The sequence below is a fragment of the Flagellimonas amoyensis genome (assembly GCF_003058265.1).
Lineage (GTDB): Bacteria > Bacteroidota > Bacteroidia > Flavobacteriales > Flavobacteriaceae > Flagellimonas > Flagellimonas amoyensis.
In genome coordinates, this window is sequence record NZ_QBUK01000008.1 from 67933 (window position 1) to 90814 (window position 22882).

General features: G+C 45.6%; 18 protein-coding genes and 1 tRNA gene. 8 read left to right on the plus strand and 11 right to left on the minus strand.

All coding sequences use genetic code 11. The annotated features are described in order from the left end of the window. Positions 1 to 5 precede the first annotated feature (5 nt). Entirely contained in the window at positions 6 to 1064 is a 1059-nt protein-coding gene (locus DB398_RS12125; protein ID WP_108424660.1) for a chorismate-binding protein, read from the minus strand. After that, complete coding sequence (locus DB398_RS12130) at positions 1045 to 1467, minus strand: PaaI family thioesterase (RefSeq protein ID WP_108424661.1); 423 nt, start codon at positions 1465 to 1467, stop codon at positions 1045 to 1047. Before DB398_RS12130 ends, DB398_RS12125 begins: the two co-directional genes overlap by 20 nt. A gap of 60 nt (positions 1468 to 1527) precedes the next feature. Between DB398_RS12130 and DB398_RS12135 the strand changes: the two genes are divergently transcribed. After that, a complete protein-coding gene (locus tag DB398_RS12135; protein WP_108424848.1) occupies positions 1528 to 2172 on the plus strand; it encodes an alpha/beta hydrolase in 645 nt (214 codons plus the stop codon). Positions 2173 to 2197: 25 nt separating this feature from the next. Here the strand turns inward: DB398_RS12135 and DB398_RS12140 are convergent, their stop codons facing one another. Both DB398_RS12140 and DB398_RS12145 read right to left on the minus strand, forming a co-directional pair. Next, positions 2198 to 3118 carry a hypothetical protein gene (locus DB398_RS12140; protein ID WP_108424662.1) on the minus strand — a complete coding sequence of 307 codons (921 nt, stop codon included), beginning with the start codon at positions 3116 to 3118 and terminating at the stop codon, positions 2198 to 2200. A gap of 86 nt (positions 3119 to 3204) precedes the next feature. Next, positions 3205 to 4455 carry an NAD(P)/FAD-dependent oxidoreductase gene (locus tag DB398_RS12145; RefSeq protein WP_199913396.1) on the minus strand — a complete coding sequence of 417 codons (1251 nt, stop codon included), beginning with the start codon at positions 4453 to 4455 and terminating at the stop codon, positions 3205 to 3207. A 259-nt stretch (positions 4456 to 4714) separates the two neighbouring features. Between DB398_RS12145 and DB398_RS12150 the strand changes: the two genes are divergently transcribed. Further along, entirely contained in the window at positions 4715 to 6283 is a 1569-nt protein-coding gene (locus DB398_RS12150) for a M28 family peptidase (protein ID WP_108424663.1), read from the plus strand. Between the two features lie 214 nt (positions 6284 to 6497). Here the strand turns inward: DB398_RS12150 and DB398_RS12155 are convergent. Continuing rightward, positions 6498 to 6573: transfer RNA gene (locus tag DB398_RS12155), tRNA-His, on the minus strand. Between the two features lie 260 nt (positions 6574 to 6833). Between DB398_RS12155 and DB398_RS12160 the strand changes: the two genes are divergently transcribed. Beyond that, a complete protein-coding gene (locus tag DB398_RS12160; RefSeq protein ID WP_108424664.1) occupies positions 6834 to 8924 on the plus strand; it encodes a tetratricopeptide repeat-containing sensor histidine kinase in 2091 nt (696 codons plus the stop codon). On the opposite strand, the gene bshB1 is transcribed toward DB398_RS12160, so the two are convergent. The 6 genes from bshB1 to DB398_RS12190 all read right to left on the minus strand — a co-directional run bounded on the left by bshB1 (position 8925) and on the right by DB398_RS12190 (position 16254). Further along, entirely contained in the window at positions 8925 to 9647 is a 723-nt protein-coding gene (gene bshB1 / locus DB398_RS12165) for a bacillithiol biosynthesis deacetylase BshB1 (RefSeq protein ID WP_108424665.1), read from the minus strand. A gap of 5 nt (positions 9648 to 9652) precedes the next feature. Next, positions 9653 to 10822, minus strand: a complete 1170-nt coding sequence (locus DB398_RS12170) for a trans-sulfuration enzyme family protein (protein ID WP_108424666.1) — start codon at positions 10820 to 10822, stop codon at positions 9653 to 9655. Positions 10823 to 10832: 10 nt separating this feature from the next. Then, entirely contained in the window at positions 10833 to 11141 is a 309-nt protein-coding gene (locus tag DB398_RS12175; RefSeq protein WP_108424667.1) for a type II toxin-antitoxin system RelE/ParE family toxin, read from the minus strand. After that, positions 11125 to 11358 carry a hypothetical protein gene (locus tag DB398_RS12180; protein WP_108424668.1) on the minus strand — a complete coding sequence of 78 codons (234 nt, stop codon included), beginning with the start codon at positions 11356 to 11358 and terminating at the stop codon, positions 11125 to 11127. Before DB398_RS12180 ends, DB398_RS12175 begins: the two co-directional genes overlap by 17 nt. Positions 11359 to 11446: 88 nt before the next feature. Next, positions 11447 to 12859, minus strand: coding sequence for an MATE family efflux transporter (locus tag DB398_RS12185; protein ID WP_108424669.1), 1413 nt, complete (start codon positions 12857 to 12859; stop codon positions 11447 to 11449). 227 nt (positions 12860 to 13086) lie between these two features. Further along, positions 13087 to 16254, minus strand: coding sequence for a cytochrome c biogenesis protein (locus DB398_RS12190; protein WP_108424670.1), 3168 nt, complete (start codon positions 16252 to 16254; stop codon positions 13087 to 13089). 135 nt (positions 16255 to 16389) lie between these two features. Between DB398_RS12190 and DB398_RS12195 the strand changes: the two genes are divergently transcribed. The 5 genes from DB398_RS12195 (at position 16390) to DB398_RS12215 (ending at position 22839) form a co-directional block, all read left to right on the plus strand. Further along, positions 16390 to 17151, plus strand: a complete 762-nt coding sequence (locus DB398_RS12195; RefSeq protein ID WP_108424671.1) for a Rossmann-like and DUF2520 domain-containing protein — start codon at positions 16390 to 16392, stop codon at positions 17149 to 17151. Beyond that, entirely contained in the window at positions 17135 to 17662 is a 528-nt protein-coding gene (locus tag DB398_RS12200) for a KdsC family phosphatase (RefSeq protein WP_108424672.1), read from the plus strand. Before DB398_RS12195 ends, DB398_RS12200 begins: the two co-directional genes overlap by 17 nt. After that, positions 17655 to 18254, plus strand: a complete 600-nt coding sequence (locus DB398_RS12205) for a Maf family nucleotide pyrophosphatase (RefSeq protein ID WP_108424673.1) — start codon at positions 17655 to 17657, stop codon at positions 18252 to 18254. The genes DB398_RS12200 and DB398_RS12205 overlap by 8 nt, the downstream gene beginning before the upstream one ends. A 232-nt stretch (positions 18255 to 18486) precedes the next feature. Then, positions 18487 to 21018 (plus strand): PIG-L family deacetylase, encoded by a 2532-nt coding sequence (locus DB398_RS12210; RefSeq protein WP_108424674.1) that lies wholly within the window; start codon positions 18487 to 18489, stop codon positions 21016 to 21018. Between the two features lie 111 nt (positions 21019 to 21129). Beyond that, positions 21130 to 22839 (plus strand): sodium:solute symporter family protein, encoded by a 1710-nt coding sequence (locus DB398_RS12215; protein ID WP_108424675.1) that lies wholly within the window; start codon positions 21130 to 21132, stop codon positions 22837 to 22839. Positions 22840 to 22882 lie beyond the last annotated feature (43 nt).

The window sequence follows — 22882 nt, forward strand, 5'->3', positions numbered from 1 at the left end:
GCAAATTACAGGATGCCCAACATGGTCTTGCTTTTGTTCTGGGTCTCAATCCATTCATCGAGCGGTTGGGAGGCCGAAGTGATGCCCCCACCCACAAAAATGGAGGCCTTGTCCCCGTAGAGTTCCATGCACCTGAGGTTCACGAACAGCGAAACATCATTTGGACCGAAGAGATTGAGCTCGCCCAAAAACCCGGTGTAAAAGGTGCGCTGGTAATTTTCGTTCCGCACGATGAAATCCATGGCATCTTGGGTGGGTATGCCGCACACCGCAGGGGTTGGGTGCAATGTGGTGATCACTTTTTGGATGTCCGTTTCAGGCTTCATCCTTCCCCTTACCTCCGACCTCAAATGCCAAAGATTGCCCGCCCTGATGGATTTTGCCGCATCAATTTCCAACCGCTCCAGGGCATGGTGCAATTTTTCACGGATGTAATCGGACACCATGTTCTGCTCCTCGATCTCCTTACTGCCCCATTGCGGGTCTTCGTTGCCTTCGAAGGGCAAGGTCGCGGCCAAGGACATGGTCCACAACTTATCTCCCTTGACCTTTACCAAAGTTTCGGGTGTTGCCCCACACCAAGTGCCTACTTCGGGATGGTGGAACAGGTAACAACATGCGTTGGGGTACTGTTGCAATAGATCATCAAAAATGGCAAGGGGACTTTTGGTCAGCGACACCTCTATTTTTCTGGATAGGACCACTTTTTTTAGATTCCCTTTCCCAATTTCTTGGATACCCTTTTCAACTAGCGTCAAATGGTCCTTCTTTCCTTCTTCGGAAAGAGTGACTTTTACCCTTTCCATTTTTTTTTGGATGGAATAGTTTTGCGTTACAATTTCATCAGGTCGAATCAGGACGGCCCTTTTTGTGAGATCGAACGGTGCAAAAACAAATCCCTTGTCCTGAAAATTGGTAAACCGAAGTTCTTTGTCCATCTGAAAAACACCAACAAGTTCTTCCTGTTGCGGTTTTCGATAGATCGCAAAGGGAAAGTCATTTTTTAGCTGATTTTCGACTTTGCCGAATAGGTATTGAAGCGCTTTATTTTCTGGGTAATGCAATGGTAGTCAATTTACAGTTGGAAATGAGATCGCCTTCTTCGTTGGTGATCTTGATCTCCCAAAGTTGGGTGGTCCGGCCCTTGTGCAGGATGGATGCGCGCGCATACACATATCCTTCTTTCACGGATTTCACATGGTTCGCGGCAATCTCTATCCCACGCACAAAAAACTCCTTTCCATCCAAAAAAATATAGGATGCAGCACTGCCCACACTCTCTGCCAAGGCCACCGATGCCCCACCGTGCAGAACACCATCGGGTTGGTGTACCCTTGGGGTGACGGGCATGCGCGCCAAAAGGAAATTCTCGCCCACATCAATATAGTCGATGTCCAACGTTTCCATCAAAGTTCCCTTGCATATCTCATTGCAAACGGACAGAATTTTCTCTTTGTGCTCGTTCATCCTCTTATTTTTTGTAAAATTACACAAAGCTATGGCAATATCGAATTAAGCTCCATGATTATGCCCCACAATGAAAAAACGGTCGCCTACACCACCGAAAACTCCTATCTCACCCAAAACACCATCAACAGCAATACCAAGAATGTTTGGTTGGTGTTCCACGGCATTGGATACCTGAGCCGTTACTTTGTGAAATATTTCAATGCGCTGGACCCAGAGACCAACTACATCATTGTGCCACAGGCTCCTTCCAAATATTATTTGGGGAACGAATACAAATATGTGGGTGCGAGTTGGCTCACCAAAGAGAACACCCAAATGGAAATTGGCAACGTGCTCAACTATGTCGATGCGGTACTAGAGGCCGAAAACCTGCCAAAAGACCTGAATTTTATCCTCTTTGGCTTCTCGCAAGGGGTTTCCATTGCCATGAGATGGTTGGCCCATAAACAAGTTCCCTGCAAAACGGTTGCACTCTATGCCGGGGGCATTCCCAACGAATTGACCAAGGAAGATTTTGATTTTCTAGATTTTGATATGACCAACGTCAAGGTCATCTATGGGGATACGGATGAATTTTTGACCCCGGACCGATTGAAGACGGAAAAGGTCAAAATTGATATGCTATTTAGAGGAAAGGCAGAAATCATCACTTTTTCTGGTGGCCACGAGATAAAGCCCGAAATCATCAAAAGTTTGATATAGAACCCAGAATTTAGATACAAAGTATCTATCGGTTGACGTCGGTTTTTTCTCCTTCTTCGGGATAGTATTTAATGACCCTGGTCGTATAGGTATTGTTTGGGGTCACAATCTGCTTCACCCAGTTCTTTGGCGTATGGCTGTCAAACTGAAAAATGTAGTTGTTGGTGGATTCCGTAGTCAAGGTCTTGGTGACCACCCTGTCCAACACACCTTCCTTGTAATGATAGAACTGTTTTTTCTGGGAGATAAATTCTTTCTCCTCCACACTGTAGATAAACTCCTCACTGGTGACCAGTTTTCCTTTGTCATTGTACACCTCTTCGGTCGCGCGGTTGGGTTCGCCATCAATATACTCCTTGGTGAGCACTGACTTTTGGGTTCCCTTAGGCCCTTTTCGCTCCGAGGTCCTAACAGATTTTTCCAAAATACCATTGGTGTAGGTGCTCACAGTGATCTCATCCTTGAAGGGCTTGTATTCAAAAGTGGTCTCGTCCACTCCGTCTATGTTGGAAGAAACCATTTTTTGGAGCTTGCCCCCCTCACCATAGAGATATACCTGTTGTTCCAAGAACTGCTTGTCGTAGGAAACGATCTTTTCCACCACTTTCCTATTTGGTACGGTGTCTATGGTATAGAAATTCGCCATGGAAGTGGATTCGTCCAAAACGTTCTTCTTATAACTTTCCATTCGTTTCTCCAGCAATTCACCTTCCTTGTATTTGTAGTAGGTGATGTCTTGGTCCGAATCGTTGTATTGAGTAATGGTTTTGGTCAGGACGCCGTTTTTGTTGAACTCGAACAGTTCCCTGCCGTAATCTGTAATGACCAAACACGACTTGACCTTTCCTTCCAGATCAAAATCTTCCACGGTAAATATCTGGACTTCTTGTGAATGAAGGCCAAAGAGATAAAAAAAAGAAATAAGGGTTGCGTAGTGTTTGATCATACTACAAAATTACTTCGAATTAAGGCAATTAAAAAATTTATGGCGCATAGTATGCCCAAATTAACCTAAAGAAAATGCGGGTTTCCCTAAAATTTGCGATCCGGATCAAAAGGAGCGATGTTCATGGACAATTTTTTATCGGAAATCAGCTCGGTGATCAGTTTGCCCGTTGCCGGTCCCAAACTCCATCCCATCATGGCGTGTCCTGTGGCTATGGTCAGGTTATCGAACTTGGTGGGCCGTCCAATGTACGGCAGGCCATCCGGGGTCACCGGTCGCAGACCGCACTGGGCATTGCTCTTGTCCGCTTCGGATATGTGGAGTCCCTTGTAGTACCGTTCCGCTCCTCTGGCAATGGCCTCCACCCTTTCTTTTCTGATGGTATGGTTGATCCCGGAAAACTCCATGGTGCCCGCAAAACGGGTAAAACCTTCCATTGGGGTCACGGCCATTTTTGCCTCCATCAAGATGGCGGGCATGGTGATGCCGGTCGGGGATTCCACATTGATCCTGTATCCCTTACCTCCCTGTAATGGCAACGGAAGTCCCAATTTCTTTGATAATTGTGAGGTCCAAGATCCTGCCGCCAATACCACTTCATCTGCTTGATAGCTGGACTTGTTGGTCACGATTTTGGTGATTTTCCGGTCGGATACCGAAATATCCTCTACTTCCTCTCCCTTCTTGATGGTCACCCCGCTTTGGGCCAGATGTTCCAACAACTTTTTCATGATGAGTGGTGGGGTGGTATGCCTATCGCACTCATATAAAATGGCGCCTTTGGCATCAAAATCCACATTGGGTTCCATTTGCTTGAGTTCTTCCTTGCTCAGGCTCCTGCCCTCTAGTCCCATTTCCACGGCCTTCTCCATCACCTCCATCTCGTGGTCCCTGGCTTCATCGGTCTGGTATACCATCAACAGCCCTCTGTCCCCTATCAGAAAATCGCCCAAATCTCCAGAAGCCTTCATCCCCTCATACAGTTCCCTGCTCAATAAATTGATGTCCCTGATGACGGGCATGGCTTTTTCAACCTTTGGCTTGGTGGATGATTTTTTAAAGTACCAGGCCCATTTGAAGAACTCCACATCCAATCGTGGTTTCATGTAGAAAGGGCTGGCCGAATTGAACATGTATTTCAACCCTTTGGTGATCATTCCTGGGGAGGCCAATGGGATGATGTGGCTTGGAGTAAGATACCCCGCATTCACAAAGGATGCCCCGGAATCAATTTCCGATTTGTCCAAAACAGTCACTTGGTGACCTTCTTTCTGTAAAAAATATGCCGTGGAAAGCCCAACAATTCCGCCTCCTACGACAACAACACTTTTACTTATGTCCATATTCCGTGGTTTACGATATATGAAGTTGAATTTGGGGACCAAGATAAACAAAGGGCATGAGAATTTTTGAACTTTTAGCATGGGTTATGCTGTTATTTGTTATTGGGTTATTTAAAGTTTGGAGATTGATGACTATATAGCCATGATGTAACTTGAAGCCACTTTTTTCAAATTCCAATCCCTTCAATCGGGATACACATTCCATTACCAATCTTTTGACTATTTTTGGAAGATTTTGAAAAACAACTAACAAATGAGAAAACTATCCATTCTTGCTCTGGGACTTGTGTTTGCTTGCAATTCCTCGCAAAAAGCAGTATCAGAGCCTACACAGGTAGCAAAAGTGGCCGACCCTGTGCCCTACGCGGAATCCATTACCCAAGATGACCTCAAAGAACATCTATTTACTTATGCTTCCGATGAATTTGAAGGAAGGGAAACTGGGGAACCCGGTCAGAAAAAAGCCGTGGAATACCTTAAGGCCCACTACGTATCCTTGGGAATTCCCGCAGCCAAAGCTGATGGCGATTATTTTCAAGAAGTGCCCCTGGAAGTGTCCAAGGTACCGGAAGGAAGCATCTCCATCAACGATACCGTATTTGAATTAGGGGAAAATGTGGTTACCTTTTCATCTGCCGAAGGCAACTATGACAGCGTGATCTATGCTGGTTACGGCATTGAGGAAGGCGACTATTCGGACTATAAGGACCTGGATGTTACCGGAAAAATGGTCCTTATCAAGGCCGGTGAGCCTGTGGATGGTGATGGAAATTTCGTCATTTCGGGAAGTGCCGAAAAATCGGTTTGGAGTAACATGTCCGAAGGCATGGGTAAAAAGGCGGAACTGGCACATAGCAAGGGGGCCAAAGGCGTATTGTACTACGATTCCCAAAATTATGCCCGCTACAAGGGTTATTTTGGTTACATGAAGACCAATGACAGCGGCAGGATGCAATTGGCCGGTGACAAATCGGATGCGGTTCTCATCATTCTTGATGAAAATTCCGCCAAGGCCCTTTACAGCGAGATTACATCTTCAGATGCACCCAAGACCATTACGACCAACCTGTCACTCAATGTCACCAGTGCGAACGACAAAGTAAGTTCCGAAAATGTGGTCGCTATACTGAAGGGTACCGAAAAACCGGAAGAATATCTGGTGATCTCATCCCATTTGGACCACGTGGGTATCTCTGCGGATGGCCAGATCAACAACGGGGCGGATGATGATGGCTCGGGAAGTGTGGCTTTGTTGGAAATTGCCCAGGCATTCAAAAAAGCGGCCGATGCCGGCCATGGACCTAAGCGCTCTATTGTGTTCCTGCACGTGACCGGTGAGGAAAAAGGACTTTTGGGCTCTCGCTATTATACCGATGTGGATCCTATTTTCCCATTGGACCAAACCGTTGTGGACTTGAACATTGACATGATCGGACGTATAGACCCCAATTACAAAGGGGCCAGAAACTATCTGTATTTGATCGGGTCGGACAAATTGAGTACCGAACTCCACGATCTTTCCGAAGCGGTGAACCAAAAGTACACCAATATCGAGTTCGACTACACCTACAACGACGAGAACGATCCCAACCGATTCTATTATAGGAGCGACCATTACAATTTCGCCAAGAACAACATTCCGATCATATTCTACTTCAACGGTACGCATGCGGATTACCACCGCCCAAGCGATACACCGGACAAGATCAACTATGATCTTTTGGAGAACCGTACACGACTTGTTTTCTACACTGCGTGGGAAATCGCCAACAAGGACCAAAGATTGGTGGTGGACAAAGCACCGACAGCTGCAGAGGAATAAAATCCAACTGTCCAGATAAGTAAAAGGCCCTTATAAAATAAGGGCCTTTTTGTTTCAAAAAAATCCCAAACCATTCGGGTTGGGATCTATCAATACTTGTATGGAAGGCCGGGCTTACCTCGGCTGTGTTCGGCACAGGCTTCTCGCCATCGATTTCTTCCAAAAACAAAAAATCCCGGAACAATCATGTTCCAGGATTCTTTTAAGTGATAAAGGGTGGAAGACCGGGCTCGAACCGGCGACCTCTGGAACCACAATCCAGCGCTCTAACCAACTGAGCTACAACCACCATTTAAAGCGGATGCAAAAATACTTTTTTGTATTGATTCAACCAAAATATTTTTAGGGTTACAACTACAAAAAATCATAAGAGGCTTTCTTTCTGCTCATTGTGCAACCAAAGACCCAGTACCTGTTTTTTGTATTTAGTACAAATCATCGATGAAATGCATCTTTCTTTGGACCAAACACACTTTTTTTGACGTTTCACAACATTTAATTTCCAAAGAACCGTTCTAAAATTATTTTAGCTGCTTAATAGTTTTTGTCTTTGCTGTCCAAAAAAACCTCTTTATCCAACTACAAGAACCTGCTTGCTGGGGCAATGGTCTTTACCTATTTTTTCCTTTTGTCCCTATCACTATCAGCGCAGACCAGCAAAAATGACAGCTTGGCCTTTAAGTTGCAGCGACTGGAATCCACCAACCGATTCAACCCCAAGGACACAACGCATATCAATTTGTTGATACGGCTTGCATTTTCCTATAGATATCTGGACGGTGACAGCTTATATTCCATAGCGGAAAGAGCCCTCGAATACAGTAAGGCCATTGATTATGGATATGGAAAAGTAAAGGGATTGGATGCACTGGGCAATTATTATTATGATAAGGGCGATAGAAAAAAATCCATGCCCCTCTTCGAGGAAGCCCTTCATTTGGCTCAAGAAATGGACGACATCCGCTGCGAGATCTCCATTATCAATACCTTGGCACAGAACTATAGCTATGAGGGCAATTATGCAGACGCACTCAACCTGAACCTAAAAGGCATTGATCTGGCCAAAAAGATCGATGACCAAAAAATGCTCTCCATTTTGAACGAGAACATCGCTGGGCTCTATGCCGAACAAAAGGACTTTAAAAATGCCCTGATGTTCTACGATACAGTGCAAAAAATCAACAGAAAGTTAGGGAACGAGGTCATCGATGCCGAGACCCAAAGCAATATGGCTTCCTTATATATGGATGCCAAGGATTTCAAGCATGCCATGTTCAACATCAACAGGAGCATCATCACTTTTGAAAAAAACAAGATTTACGACTGGCTTGCCTATGCCTACGAAGTAAAGGGAAACATATACCTTGAGCAGGAAAAATACCAATGGGCCCTTTATTGGTTCGACCAGAGCAATATGCTCTTCAAACACCAAATCGAGGACGATCGGATAAAGATCCAATTGATGAACGGCATGGCCAAAGTGTATCTTGGTCTGGAAAAAGACAGTCTTTCGTTCCTACATGCGCAAGAAGGGTTGGAACTCTCCAAAAAAATAAAATCGCTGCAAGGCCAGATCGATTGCTCGGAGACCTTGTACAAACTTCACAAGAAAAAGGAAAACAACACCGCTGCCCTGGCATATCTGGAAACTTTTAAATCCCTTTCAGATTCCTTGTTCCGGGACAAGAACAAACAAAGTTTGTCTTTGTTGGAGACCAAATTGCAATATGAGCAGGAGAAAAAGGAGCTCATCGAGTCCAACCAAGTGGCATTGGCCAAGCAACGAAACTACATTTATTTTTCAGTGATCGTGTTGCTCATCTTGAGCATCATCATCTTGGTGGTAAGGCGCAGTGAAAAAATCCAGAAAAAACTGAACAAGGAGCTCAAGGAAAAATCCATAGCCGTCACTGAGCGTGAGTCGGAACTGAATGAGATCAACAGGACCAAGACCAAACTGTTCTCCATCATTGGGCATGACCTTCGGGGACCTATCGGGGCTTTGCAGGAATTGCTCAAGCTGTTCATGGAAGGGGAAATAGGCAAAGATGAGTTTATTTCGTTCATCCCAAAACTGAAGAGCGATGTGGAAAATATCTCATTTACCCTCAACAACCTATTGTCTTGGGGGCAAAACCAGCTGAACGGTGCAGTGACGCGTCCCAAACGAATCTCTGTGGAGAAAATAGTGGTGAACAACATGCAATTGTTGTCCGAACTGGCCAAGAGCAAGTCCATCAAGATCATCAACCAACTTCCTGACAACCCTCAAATTTGGGCCGATCAGAACCAAATCGATATTGTGATCCGAAACCTACTGAGCAATGCCATCAAGTTTACGCCCAATGATGGTTTGATTACCGTAGAGGCGGAAGAGAAACCGACTTCATGGCAGATTTCGATACGCGATACCGGAATCGGGATGAACAAGGAAATGCAGCGAAAAGTGTTTGAAGATTCCACCAACATTACCACCTATGGCACCAATAACGAGAAGGGAACCGGTCTTGGATTGTCCCTTTGCAAGGAAATGGTGCTGAAGAACAAAGGCTCCATTTGGGTGGAAAGTACGCTCCGCAAGGGAACCACTTTTTATTTTACCCTACCCAAGGCCGAAAAAAGATACCAGAAAGCCAGCTGATCAAATAAGATCGTCCAGATTGTCCACTGCAACGTATCGCTCCACGGTAAACCCTTCGGCGTATTCCACACCGACTATCCTACCCAAATCCCTGGCACGATAGATCACACTATCGGTGAAATTTTTGCTGCTGATCGGAGTTTCGGGCTCTTTACTTTTTGGGTCGTAGAACTGTGAACTATACGCCATGATGGCATCGGTCTTCTTGTCAATAAATCCCGAGACATCCACCACGAAATCCGGTTCCAAATTTTTCCATTGGATGTAATGGTACACTACTTTGGGACGCCATGGTGCCTGCCATTCGTCGTCCCCGTCCATCTTGGTGTCAATTTTTACAAGCCCACTCAAAAAACAGGCATCGCTTACCAATTTGCTTCCCTTTGCATGATCAATGTGCCTATCGTCCACCGCATTGCAGAGCACAATTTCCGGTCGGTATTTTCGGATGACCTTGATGAGTTCCAATTGGTGCTCCCTGTCATTGGTGAAAAATCCATCAGCAAATTCCATGTTCTCTCGAACGGACAGGCCCAATATTTTTGCTGCATTGGCGGCTTCTTGATCTCTGATGTCCGCTGTGCCCCGTGTTCCAAGTTCACCGCGGGTCAAGTCAACGACCCCTACTTTTTTTCCTTTGGAAACCTCCTTGGCCATGGTGGCCCCTGCGCCCAGTTCGGCATCATCAGGATGGGCCCCAAATACTAAAATGTCTAATTTCATATGCGTTATGCGGTCACAGTCATTGATTTTACCTTGGCAATGGCCTGTTCAATGTCTGCTGTTAAGTCTTCTATTTCCTCTATTCCCAATGACAAACGGATCAGCGAATCCTTGATTCCCTGCTTATCCCTGTCCTCTGGGCTCATGAGCGCATGCGATGTCATCACCGGGGAGACCAACGTACTTTCAATCCCAGCAAGGCTCATTGATGGTTTGATAAGATTCAACTGTTTGAAAAACAACGATACATCTATGCTCGGGTCCATTTCGAAAGAGAGCATTCCTCCAAATCCATGCATCTGTGCCTTGGCCAACGCATGGTCCGGATGTTCCTCCAAACCTGGGTAATAGACGTTTTCCACATCTTTGTTGCCTTTCAGGTACAGTGCCATCTGCATGGCGTTGTCATTTTGGGCCCTTACCCGTATGGCCATGGTCTTGATGCTGCGTTCCAGTAACCATACCGTATAATCGCTCAGACTTCCCCCAAAACAAATGGCGGTCTGGAATACTTTGTCCATGTGTTCTTTTGAAGCAGCCACGACTCCTGCACAGATATCGGAATGGCCTCCCATATACTTGGTGGCACTGTGCAACACTACATCAATTCCAAAATCAATGGGAGTTTGGTTGATGGGGCTGGCAAAAGTGTTGTCGATCATCGAAAGGATGCCGTGTTTTTGGGCCAATTGGGCCACTCCTGCAATATCGGTTATCGTCAGCAAAGGATTGGATGGGGTTTCTATGTAGATCACCCTAGTGTTCGATTTGATCTCTTTCTCAAAATCCTCTACCGACCATCCGTCGGTGAACGAATATTCGATCCCAAACTTTTCAAACTGGGTCACGGCAAAGTGATACGTCCCGCCATATATGGTCTGTTGCAAAACGATATGGTCCCCTGCCTTGAGGAAAGCCATCAAGGCCGTGCTTATGGCGGCCATACCACTACCGAATATCAAAGAGGCCTCGGTATGTTCCAAAACGGCCAATTTCTTGCAAAGTGCTTCTTGGTTGGGGGTGTTGTAGTATCTGGGATAGCGTTTCACATCCACATCCTCGAACTCATAGGAAGTACTCATATACAATGGGGAAACGGCCCCTTTGAACTGGCTGTCCACAAGTTCCCCTTCATGGGTACACACCGTGTTGATGCCATTTTTTGCTTTGTCCATTATAATCTTTCTAGTCTTTTAGTTTTAATTTTTCAGGATTCTGCCTATTGGAGAACAATGAAAGTACTTCTACTGAGTCTGGTTTCAACCGATAATATAGATTGGTATGTTTTGAAATGACAGCTCTCCTAATGTCCTTTTTTAGGGCAGAATCTTGAAACAGTAAAGGATTCTTTGAAATCAATTCAATGGTATGGTCCAACTCATGGGAAAAATTTTTCAATTCCCTTTCTGTCCAATTTTCTTCCAAGTATTCAATGATTCCCTGCAATTCTGAAAGTGCATGTTCCGTCCAAAGAATCTTATAGCCATTTCCCATATAGCTTCTTCGCTTCTGAATGGGGTTTCATTCTTCCCGAGGCTGCATCTTCCATTCCTTGCTCAATGGATTTCTTCTCTTGATCGGATATATTTTCCCACCAATCCACTTTCTCACTTTCCCGAAGTTTCATTATTTTCTCAATGATACTTTTATCGTCCAAAGTTGACAGCCATTGAATCAATTCAATTTTTTTGTCTTGAATATCCATGTCCATAAGCCCAATTTTAAGATTTTGGACCGACTTTCATTCTGAGTGATTTTTCAGAAAAACATGTGGTCACTAACCAAAGATACGAAACCCATCATACTTGGACCTGCTTCCATTTTCCTTTTTTGAACCACACCATGGCAATGATGGCCAACAGGACCTCTGCAAATGTGATGGCCACAAAAACCCCCATGGCTCCCCAGCCAAGAACGAGGGCCGACACATAGGCCAAGGGCAATTGGATGAGCCAAAATGAAACTAGGTTGATCTTGGTCGGGGTACGGGTATCCCCTGCCCCATTGAATGCCTGGCTGACCACCATGCCATAGGCATAGAACACATAGCCCAAGGCAATGACCTGAAGACAGAGTGCTCCATTCTGGACCACAGCTGGCGTGGTGTTGAACCACGAAACGATGCTTTTGGCAAAAATGAGATAGATCAAGGAAACCGTGCCCATGAAAATGGCATTGTATTTCCCTGTTTTCCATACCGATAATTCGGCCCTATCCGGCTGTTTGGCCCCAAGGTTCTGCCCTACCAAGGTGGCCGCTGCATTGCTCATTCCCCATGAGGGCATCAAGGTGAACATCATCACGCGGATGGCGATGGTATAGCCAGCGAGTACTTCGCTACCGAACTCGGACATGATCCGCATCAAGAAAATCCAGCTCGATGTGCCGATCAGGAACTGCGCAATACCGCCCAAAGAAACTTTGATCAAATTGATCATCACCTTGAAATTGAGGGCCAAATCCTGAAAGGCCAGTTTGATCTTGCCCCAACCGAAGAAAAGAACGGCCAATTGGAAAATAACGGCTGTTCCGCGACCAATATTCGTTGCAATGGCAGCTCCCATCACCCCAAATTCGGGAATGGGTCCAAATCCGAAGATGAACATAGGGTCCAAAATGATATTGAGTCCGTTGGAAAGCACCAAGGCCCACATGGCGATGGAAGCATTCCCCGCACCCCTGAAAATAGCATTGATCAAGAAAAGTAGGACGACCGTTATGTTGCCTCCTATCATCACTTGGGTGTAGCCATACCCTTCGGCTATTAGGTCTGGTTCGCCACCCATCAGGGCCAAAATCTCTTTGGCGTATATCATTCCGACCACACCAATGATTATGGAGATCAAAATGCCAAGACTAATGGCCTGCACAGCAGCAATACGCGCACCCTGCACGTCCTTTTCGCCTATTCGTCGTGCCACAACAGCGGTCGCGGCCATGCTCAAACCAATGGCGAGGGCATAGACCAATGTGATCACAGATTCCGTAAGACCTATGGTGGCAACAGCATTGACGCTTACTTTGGAGACGTAAGCGATATCGACCAAGGCAAAAATGGATTCCATGAGCATTTCCAAGATCATGGGGATGGAAAGCATGAAAATGGCCTTTCGAATGCTGCCTGAGGTGAATTCAGTTTCTTTTCCGGATACGGCAATCCAGAAGTATTGAATAAGTTTTTTGAAAGAAAGAGTATTATTGGATGGTGTCATTATTGTCAAGAATTATGTTTGGAAAAAAGAGAAAATGTCAACTGAACCGAAAAGTCTTCGGTTACTTTTTTGGCGTAAAGCCAAACGTGACATCCATAGCGTACATAATTCTTATAACTTCATGATGAGGCAAATATGCAACTTTTTTCAAAAAGAAAATGAAATTTGTGAAATTTCTTTCCTTTCGTCCATTTTGCTTACTTGAAACATGCAGATAGCACAAACATCTATTCTTTGGCGTAATGCACCCGGTATCTCCAGAAACTGATGCCACCAAGAACAAACACGCCCAGAACGGTGTACCACACAAAAGTTGGTGTGATCACCTGGTCCCCACTTGCGTAGCTATGAAGGCCCACTAGGTAAAAATTGACCCCAAAATAGGTCATCATGATGCTGGCATAGGCCACAATACTGGCAAAATTGTAGATCCATTTGCCACGAAGACCCGGCACCAATCGCATGTGCAAAACAAAAGCATAGATCATGATGGAGACCAATGCCCAAGTTTCCTTGGGATCCCAGCCCCAATAACGGCCCCAGCTTTCGTTGGCCCATTGGCCACCCAAAAAGTTACCTATGGTGAGCATGACCAAACCGGCGGTAAGTGCGAGTTCGTTGATAACGGTGAGCTCCTTTATATTGATGTCCATCCGTTTTTTGTTCTTTTTGGTGGTCAGCACCATCAACAACAAGGAGACCACGCCCAAGATCATCCCGACGGTCAACGGACCATAACTACCTACGATGACGGCCACGTGGATCATCAACCAGTAGCTGTCCAATACAGGCTGCAGGTTGGCAATGGCCGGATCCACCCAACTTTGATGGGCAACCCACAACAGCATGCAGGTGACAAAAGCACTGGAGGCTATGGTCAATTCGCTTTTTCGGCCCAAGGCCAAACCTATCCCCATGGTGGCCCATGCCACATAAAGAATACTTTCATAGGCATCACTCCAAGGGGCATGGCCCGAAATGTACCAGCGTAAAACCAGACCAATGGTATGCCATATAAAAAATAGAATGATGGTCCCTTTCAGCCCATATGCAATGGCATCAAGGATCTTACGTTCCTTAAAGATCTTGGCAATCAGTACAAAGAACAACAACAAACCAACCATGGCGTAGTACTTGTACAACCTGTTGAAAAGATCCAGTTTGTTGTAGATGATCTCGATTTTGACCTTTTGGTCGGATGGGAGCACTTCTGCCCCGTGGTTATGTTGGTTCTGTTTGAAGGCCTCCAACAATCGGTCTGGCTGGGAATAGTCGCCGGAAGCAATGGATTGTTGCAAGGAGCTCAGGTAAAAGGGCATTGCATTCCTGATGAAATTGGCATAGAGCGAATCCTGCACTTGGAACTGTCCGCCCCGGTATTCCACGGCAGAGATCCATTTGTTATTCTCATCGTCCAGTAAGGGAAATATTTTCACGATACTTCCACTCAAAGCCATGTTGAGCAAACTCAATCGTTCCCCAACTTTCTTGAAATCCTTTTCAAATTTATTGGGATTGGCCTTGGATGTGGCCAGTTCCAAAAAGGGCCTTAGCTTGTACTCCCCTTTGGCATCAAAGAAGTCGGTAGCCTTGACAAACTTTGTGCCTTCGGGAACTCCAATAACCTTACGAATACTATCATTCCCCTTATCTCCCAAAGCAACAATATCCGTAGTGTACCAAACCCCAGGGTTCAACATCATGGAAAGGAATACTTGATTGGCGGAAAGGTCTTTGTATTTGTTGTCTCCACTCAATTTCCGCAGTAATTCGGAGGCGAAGGTATTGATGGGTTTCATGCGGCCGTTTTCATCCTGTATGACCAATGCCCCAAACTTTTCCGCATGTTCCTTTGCTACTGTAGTGGCCTGTATCACGGAGTCTATCTGTGCCTGGGTGGGCACCACGGAATGTCCATGTGCATCTTCTTGTGCATTTGCGGACACCAATGCAAAGAACAGTGCGATGGTGGTCATCGCGGCTTTCTTTTCCTTTATTTTTTGGAGCATGGTCTGTAGATCCCTAAAACGTGTCTTACCAAAGAACATAATGCCCATCAAACCAATATAAAGTAGAAAATAACCAATATAGGTGATCCAAGTACCCCAAAAATCGTGGCTTACCGAAAGACCTGTTCCTTTTTCGTCCGGGTCAAAATTGGCCTGAAAAAAACGATAGCCTTTGTGGTCCAACACGTGGTTCATGTAGATGTCATAATCGAATGGACGCTCGTCGTGTACGGTCACCTTGCTCATGTACGATGCATACCCAGCTTCGGTTCCGGGGTATTTTTCGGCAATAAAGTCATTCAATTCAATGGAAAAAGGAAGCTCATAGACCTTGGACCCATAACTGAGTGCAAACTCCAACCCTCCCACTTGTATTTTGTCCGAAAAATTGGTCGTACCCTTGCCGCCGAGCAATTTCACTTCTTGGGTCTCCCCATTTGCGGAGATGGCAACGACCAAGGCATCCTGCGCCATTTCGGTGGGTTCGCCATCAGGAATCTTCACTATGCCGTATTTTCCTTTGACGATGGGCTCCGGCACCACAAATTGCATACCTGCCATGGAATAAAGCGATCGTAATTGCAAAGGTTGAATGCTGTCAGCGGTCACTTGGTCCTGAAATTGGTCCGCCATCCGCATAAAATTCCCTTCAAAAGGGGTCTTTATTTGGTAATCCCCCTCTTCGGTGACGTAGATATTGATGGCCCCTTCGGTATCGTTGTTCAGGGCAAAAAGTACATTATGTATGCTGGCGATCTTTCCATTTTCCAGATAATGTTCGTGACGCTGGCCATCGCCCGCTTCCACGATCTGGAGATATTCGGCTCCATTGTCATCGGGAATCAATCCTTTTTCAGCCCCTTTGATGAAATCCACATACGAAATGGTAAACGGTTGTCCGTTGAAATCGGATTTCCAAGGCAGACTGGTACGTTTTCCTTCCTGGGTGACAAGGATATCGTCTTCCAAAATACGTCGCTTGGTCTCCCCGTTGATGTCACCGTCCACATAAGCGGTCAAATAGGTCTTGTCCGAATAGAACTGATTTTCTGTGGCCCCTTCACGAATGGGCATCATTCCCTCATAACTGATATATCGGGTCACAAAGGCCCCAAAAATGATCAGGATCCAAGACAGGTGGAGCACCAATACAGGCCATTTTTTCCACTGTAGCAGTTTGTATCTGTATATGTTTCCGAAGAAGTTGATCACAAAAAAGACCATGATCACCTCAAACCAGGTAGTGTTGTAAATGAAAATTCTTGCGGTTTCTGTACTGTACCACGTTTCCACAAAAGTTCCCATGGCCAATGCCGCTGCAAAGACCAAAAATAGAACAGCCATAAGTCTTGTGGAGAATAAGGTTTTCTTTAGAATATCGATCATGGAAATTCGGTCTACTTTCGGCTTGCAAAAATACGGCCTTTTTACAACTTAGTTGTTTTATATCGATAATAAAAGATCAAATGGAATTGTTAATTGTCGGTGTGATGCTTCTCCCTTAAATTTGTAATTTTGAACATGCTCAGCGTCGTTATTTTGGGAACCGGAAACCTGGCCATGCACCTGTTCAGGGCTTTTTCAGCAACCACTGGGGCACAGGTGGTGCAGGTCGTGGGCAGAAATCCCGAAAGTCTGCGCTCCTTTTCCACACAGGTTGCCACTACCACAGACCCTACTTCCATCAAGGATGCCGACGTGTACATCATAGCCGTAAAAGATGATGCGATAGCTGAAGTTTCCCGTCAATTGAATGAAAAAAATGGTGTGGTGGTGCACACTTCCGGGGCCGTTGCGATGGATGCCCTGACACCTGAAAACCGAGGAGTGTTCTATCCGTTGCAGACCTTTACCAAAGGTAAGGACATCGATTTTGGAAAAGTGCCCATCTGCATCGAGGCCAAAGAAGAGCAGTCATTGGCCCTCCTGAAATCGTTGGCCCTCACCCTATCCCAAAATGTCCATGAGGTCAATTCGGAACAGCGAAAAAAATTGCATCTTGCGGCGGTTTTTGTGAACAATTTCACCAACCATCTTTATGGTATAGGTGAAGAGCTCTGTGAGAAGGAAGGGTTGTCCTTTGACCTTTTGAAACCCTTGATCTTGGAAACAGCGGAGAAAATCCAATCCATGTCTCCCAAAGAGGCGCAGACCGGCCCTGCCCGAAGGAGCGATCAAAAAAGCATGCAGGACCACTTGAAACTTTTGAACAACGACAAACATATTGCGCTCTATAACTTGATGAGCGAAGCCATAAAACAAGTCTATGAAAAAGAATTATAAAGAGCTTTTGAGCAACATCACCACCTTTGTCTTTGATGTGGATGGGGTGTTCACCGATGGATCTGTCCTGATCACTTCCGATGGGCAACTGCTCCGAAAAATGAGCGTCAAGGACGGATATGCCGTAAAGACCGCCATACAAAAGGGATACAATGTCTGCATCATCACCGGGGGCACCAATGAAGGCGTGAAGGAACGGTTAAAAGGTCTTGGTGTGACCGATTTTTACATGGGCGCACACCACAAGGAAGAGCCCCTGAAAGAATATCTGGACATTTATAACATTGACCCGCAGGCAGTGGTCTATATGGGAGATGACCTGCCAGACATCCCTCCTATGAAATTGGTGGCACTGGCCACCTCCCCACAGAATGCAGTACCGGAAGTGAAGACCATTTCCGACTATGTGTCCCACAAAAATGGCGGGGACGGCTGCGTGCGCGACATTATTGAACAAGTATTGAAGGTCCGTGGGGACTGGAACGATAATTTCAGTGCAAAAAATGACTAAAAACCCTTTGCAACAAAGCCTAAAAGACCACAAACTCATTTTGGGTTCCGGTTCGCCAAGACGGAAGCGGTTTTTGGAAGAAATGGGCCTGGATTTTGAGGTCCGACTAAAATCAGTGGAGGAAGTCTATCCCAAAAAATTACGTGGCAGGAAAATATCCGAATACTTGGCCCGGCTAAAGGCCACCCCATTTAAGGAAGAACTACAACAAAATGAGATTGTGATCACTTCCGATACCGTGGTCTGGCACAAGGGAGCCTCATTGGCCAAGGCAGAAAACAAGGAAGAGGCCATGAAAATGTTACGCACCCTGTCCGGGGACTGGCACAAGGTCATCACATCGGTCTGTTTTACCACAAAGGATTCCCAAAAAACCGTAAGTTCCGTCACCAAGGTCAAGCTCAAGAAGCTTTCCGAGGATGAAATCCAATATTACGTGGACAAGTACCTCCCTTTTGACAAAGCTGGGGCCTATGGCATACAGGAATGGATAGGCATGATCGGGATTTCCAAGATAAAAGGTTCTTATACCAACGTTGTGGGATTGCCTACCCATCTGTTATACAAGACCTTGGTGAAAATAGTTTCCTAAATTTTCTATGACTAACTTTGAAGGAACCAATTCCAGATTCCATTGAAAGTTGGAACAAAAAAACCAGAGATGGTTTTGGGGCCAACATGAAAACAATGATCTATTTTTAAGGATCAGTTTGGGATTGTAAACCTTTTGACCGAAGCGTATGGGCCTTGTTAAAACTCTTCTAAATAGCGTAAGCACTGCTAACAAACTTTCTATATTTGGCCTCACCACTAAAAAACCAACTATGAGATACCTTTGGGCTTGTTTTGTAGCCATAACCCTGCATTTCCCAAAAACCTTTGCCCAAAAACCTGCTAAGCCCACATCTGCCGAGATCCATCATGAGCTGCAAAAGCTGAACTTTTTGGGAACGGCGCTCTACGTTGCGGCCCACCCCGACGACGAGAATACCAGCTTGATTTCCTATCTGTCCAATCACGAAAAAGCCAGGACCATATACCTTTCCATGACCCGAGGGGATGGAGGACAAAACTTGATAGGTTCCGAGCTTCAGGAACTTCTGGGAGTGCTCCGTACCCAGGAACTTTTGGGTGCCAGAGGTGTGGATGGCGGGGAACAACGGTTCACGCGGGCCAACGATTTCGGTTTCTCCAAACACCCAAACGAAACCCTCAAGATATGGGACAAGGATAAGGTGTTGGGGGACGTGGTCTGGGCCATTCGAACACTTAAACCTGACATCATCATCAACCGTTTTGACCACAGAACGCCCGGTTCCACCCATGGACATCATACTTCTTCGGCCATTTTGAGCATGGAAGCCTTTGACCTTGCCAATAATGCCAATGCCTACCCGGAACAATTGGAACTCACATCTGTTTGGCAGCCCAAAAAATCGTTCTACAACACCTCTTGGTGGCAATATGGAAGCCGCGAAGCATTTGACAAAGCGGACAAGTCCAATATGTTGCATGTGGATATAGGGGTCTATTACCCTGAACTTGGCCTCTCCAACAACGAGATTGCTGCCCTGGCCCGTAGTCAGCACCTATGTCAAGGATTTGGCAGGTTGACGGAACGAGGTACATCAGAGGAATATTTGGAACTCCTCAAAGGGGATATTCCCAAAGGGAACAATCTATTTGACGGGATCAACACCACATGGTCCCGTGTAGAGGGTGGCGAAGCTGTTGGAAACATTTTGTACGCCATCGAAAAGAATTTTGATTTTAGAAATCCCTCAAAGCATATCCCGGAACTGGTAAAAGCTTATGGTCTTTTACAAAAAATCAAGGACGAACATTGGAAACAGTTAAAGTCGGAGGAATTGAAATCCATCATCCTAGCCTGTGCTGGGCTATACCTTGAAGCAGGTTCCGATGGTGCCTCCACTACCCCAGGCAGTATGGCGAAAGTGAACATTGAGGCCTTGAACAGGAGTTCACAGCAAATTCTCCTGAAAGAAATCCAGATTGTAGGGTCCGATGCCAAATTATCCCCGAACAAAGTACTGGTCGACAATGGAAAACAGGAACTGGACATCAGCTTCAAAGTTCCCGAAAACACTCCATATTCCAGCCCCTATTGGTTGAATGAACCCGGTACACTGGGCACTTATGCGGTAAATGACCAAAAACTCATCGGACAACCGGAAACCGCAAGTGCATTCAAAGCGAAATTTGTTCTGGATTTCAACGGAACGGAAATCGCTTTTGAAAAACCCGTGGTCCATCGTTTCTCCAAACCGGAAAAAGGAGAACTGTATGAACCCTTTGCCGTTTTGCCGGAAGCCACCTCAAAAATTGAGGAAAAGGTTTTGATATTTGCCGATGAGAGTACCAAGGCCATCCATGTCAAAATAAAGGCAGGTAAGGACAATGTCAATGGAAATGTGGCATTGGACCACCCAACAGGTTGGACAGTGACCCCCTCTACCATTCCTTTTTCCATAGCCCAAAAAGGTCAGGAACTAGCTGTGACCTTTATGGTCACTCCTCCCAATGCCGAGAGTGAAGGTGAAATTTCACCCATTATCACCATAGGGAACAACACCTATGGCAAGGAACTTGTGGAGATTGCCTATGAACATATTCCAAAACAGTCCATTTTGTTAGCTTCCAAGGCCAAAGTGGTCCATATGGACATCAGGAAAGTCGGTGAGCATATCGGTTACATCATGGGAGCTGGCGATATGGTCCCTGAAAGTTTGGAACAAATAGGTTATCAAGTGCACATCATCGACCCAAATAAGATTGAAAAAGGTTCCTTGGACAAGTATGATGCCGTTGTTGTCGGTATCCGTGCATATAACGTAGTGGAATCGCTCAAATTTAAACAGCCTATCCTGTTCGACTACGTGAAAAATGGCGGCAATATGATCGTACAGTACAATACCGCAGGTAGATGGGCCGCGCAATTTGAAAACATTGCCCCGTATGACCTAACTCTTTCCAGCGAACGAGTCACCGATGAAAATTCAAAAGTGGAAATCGTTTCACCGCAAAACTCCCTAGTCAATTTCCCCAACACCATTGCCGAAAAGGATTTTGATGGTTGGATACAGGAAAGAGGGCTTTATTTCCCTACCCAGTGGAGCCAAGAATTCACCCCTGTCCTTTCCATGGGGGATGAAGGGGAAGCCCAATCCAAGGGAAGCCTTTTAGTGGCACCTTATGGTAAAGGTCATTATATTTACACCGGATTGAGTTTCTTCAGGGAGCTGCCCGCCGGTGTCTCCGGAGCCTACAAACTGTTTGCGAACATGCTTTCAGTAGGAAAAGATGAAGTTAAAAAGGAGAGTAATGTCAAAGGATAAAATGCTCGGAAAAATAGAATGGAAAAAGGAGTACTCCATTGTCCTACTCCTGAACATCATCTATGTTTTGGCTTTTTACCTGATCATGATTTTTAATAACTAAAATCCTTAATGGCCTATTTAGATTGGATCATTCTTGGCAGTACCTTACTCTTCATCGTTGCTTATGGGGTATGGAAGACCCGTGGAAGCAAAAACGTGGACGATTATGTCCGCGGGGGTGGCAATGATGTAAAATGGTGGACCATCGGTCTGTCCGTAATGGCCACGCAAGCCAGTGCCATTACCTTTTTGTCCACACCGGGGCAGGCATTCCATGACGGGATGGGTTTTGTGCAGTTTTATTTTGGACTGCCCTTGGCAATGATCGTGATCTGCTTGGTGTTTATCCCTATCTATAAAAAACTCAAGGTATTTACCGCCTACGAAATGCTGGAAGGCAGGTTTGACCTGAAAACAAGGACCCTCACTGCCCTACTTTTCTTGGCACAGAGAGGGCTTGCTGCGGGAATTACCATTTTTGCCCCCTCCATTATCCTTTCTGCGGTTTTGGGTTGGGATTTGAGGACCCTCAATATTATTATAGGAATCTCCGTAATCATTTATACCGTATCCGGGGGTACCAAAGCGGTGAGCGTTACCCAAAAACAGCAAATGTTCATCATCATGCTGGGTATGTTCTTCGCTTTTTTCTTCATCTTAGGGGCCCTACCCTCAGATGTTTCCTTTGGAAAAGCATTGAAGATAGCCGGAGCAAACAACAAACTCAACATTCTGGACTTTACCTTCGACACCGATAACCGCTATACGTTTTGGAGCGGTATCACGGGTGGATTTTTCTTGGCACTGGCCTATTTTGGAACCGACCAAAGTCAGGTGCAACGCTATCTTTCAGGAAAATCGATACGCGAAAGTCAATTGGGACTGGTATTCAACGGGATTTTTAAAATTCCGATGCAGTTTTTCATTCTTTTGGTTGGAGCCATGGTCTTTGTCTTCTATCAATACAATACTTCTCCGCTCAATTTCAACCCCGCTGCCACCGAGGCTGTGATGAATTCCGAATACGCTGATGAATACAAGGCATTGGAGGAGGACCATAAAAAATTGGAGATGGAGAAACGAATGGCACAACATTCTTTTTCCGCTGCTTTGGAACTCAAGGAATACAATGCCATACAACAGGCGGAGCAGAACATTATCAAGATCAACCAGAAGGAAAATGCCAGCAGGGATGCTGCCAAAGACCTGATATCCAAGGCAAATACAAAAGTTGAGACCAACGACAAGGACTATGTGTTCATCCACTTCATATTGCACAACCTGCCCGTGGGCCTCATTGGTCTGCTCTTGGCCGTGATCCTATCGGCAGCCATGTCATCCACCGCATCCGAGCTGAACGCACTGGGAACGATAACGGCCCTTGACCTCTATAAAAGGAATGTCAAAAAAGAGCATGATGAAAAGCACTACCTTCTTGCCACCAAAGGGTTTACCCTGCTTTGGGGAATATTGGCCATCGCCATTGCCAATGTGGCCAGCCTCTTTGATAACCTTATCCAATTGGTGAACATCATAGGTTCCATTTTTTATGGCAATGTACTGGGTATTTTCCTATTGGCTTTCTTCTTCAAATTCGTGAAAGGGAATGCCGTGTTTGTGGCTGCAATCGCCACACAGATCATCGTCATTATAGGCTACAATCTTGATTGGATGTCCTACCTATGGTTGAATGCATTTGGCTGTGTATTGGTCATTGCATTGTCCATCATCACCCAACTTTTTGACAATTTCCTAGGAAACTCAATCGAAGAGGTATAAAAAAACCCACTCTAAAAGTGGGTTCTTTTCTTTTTTCAATTGT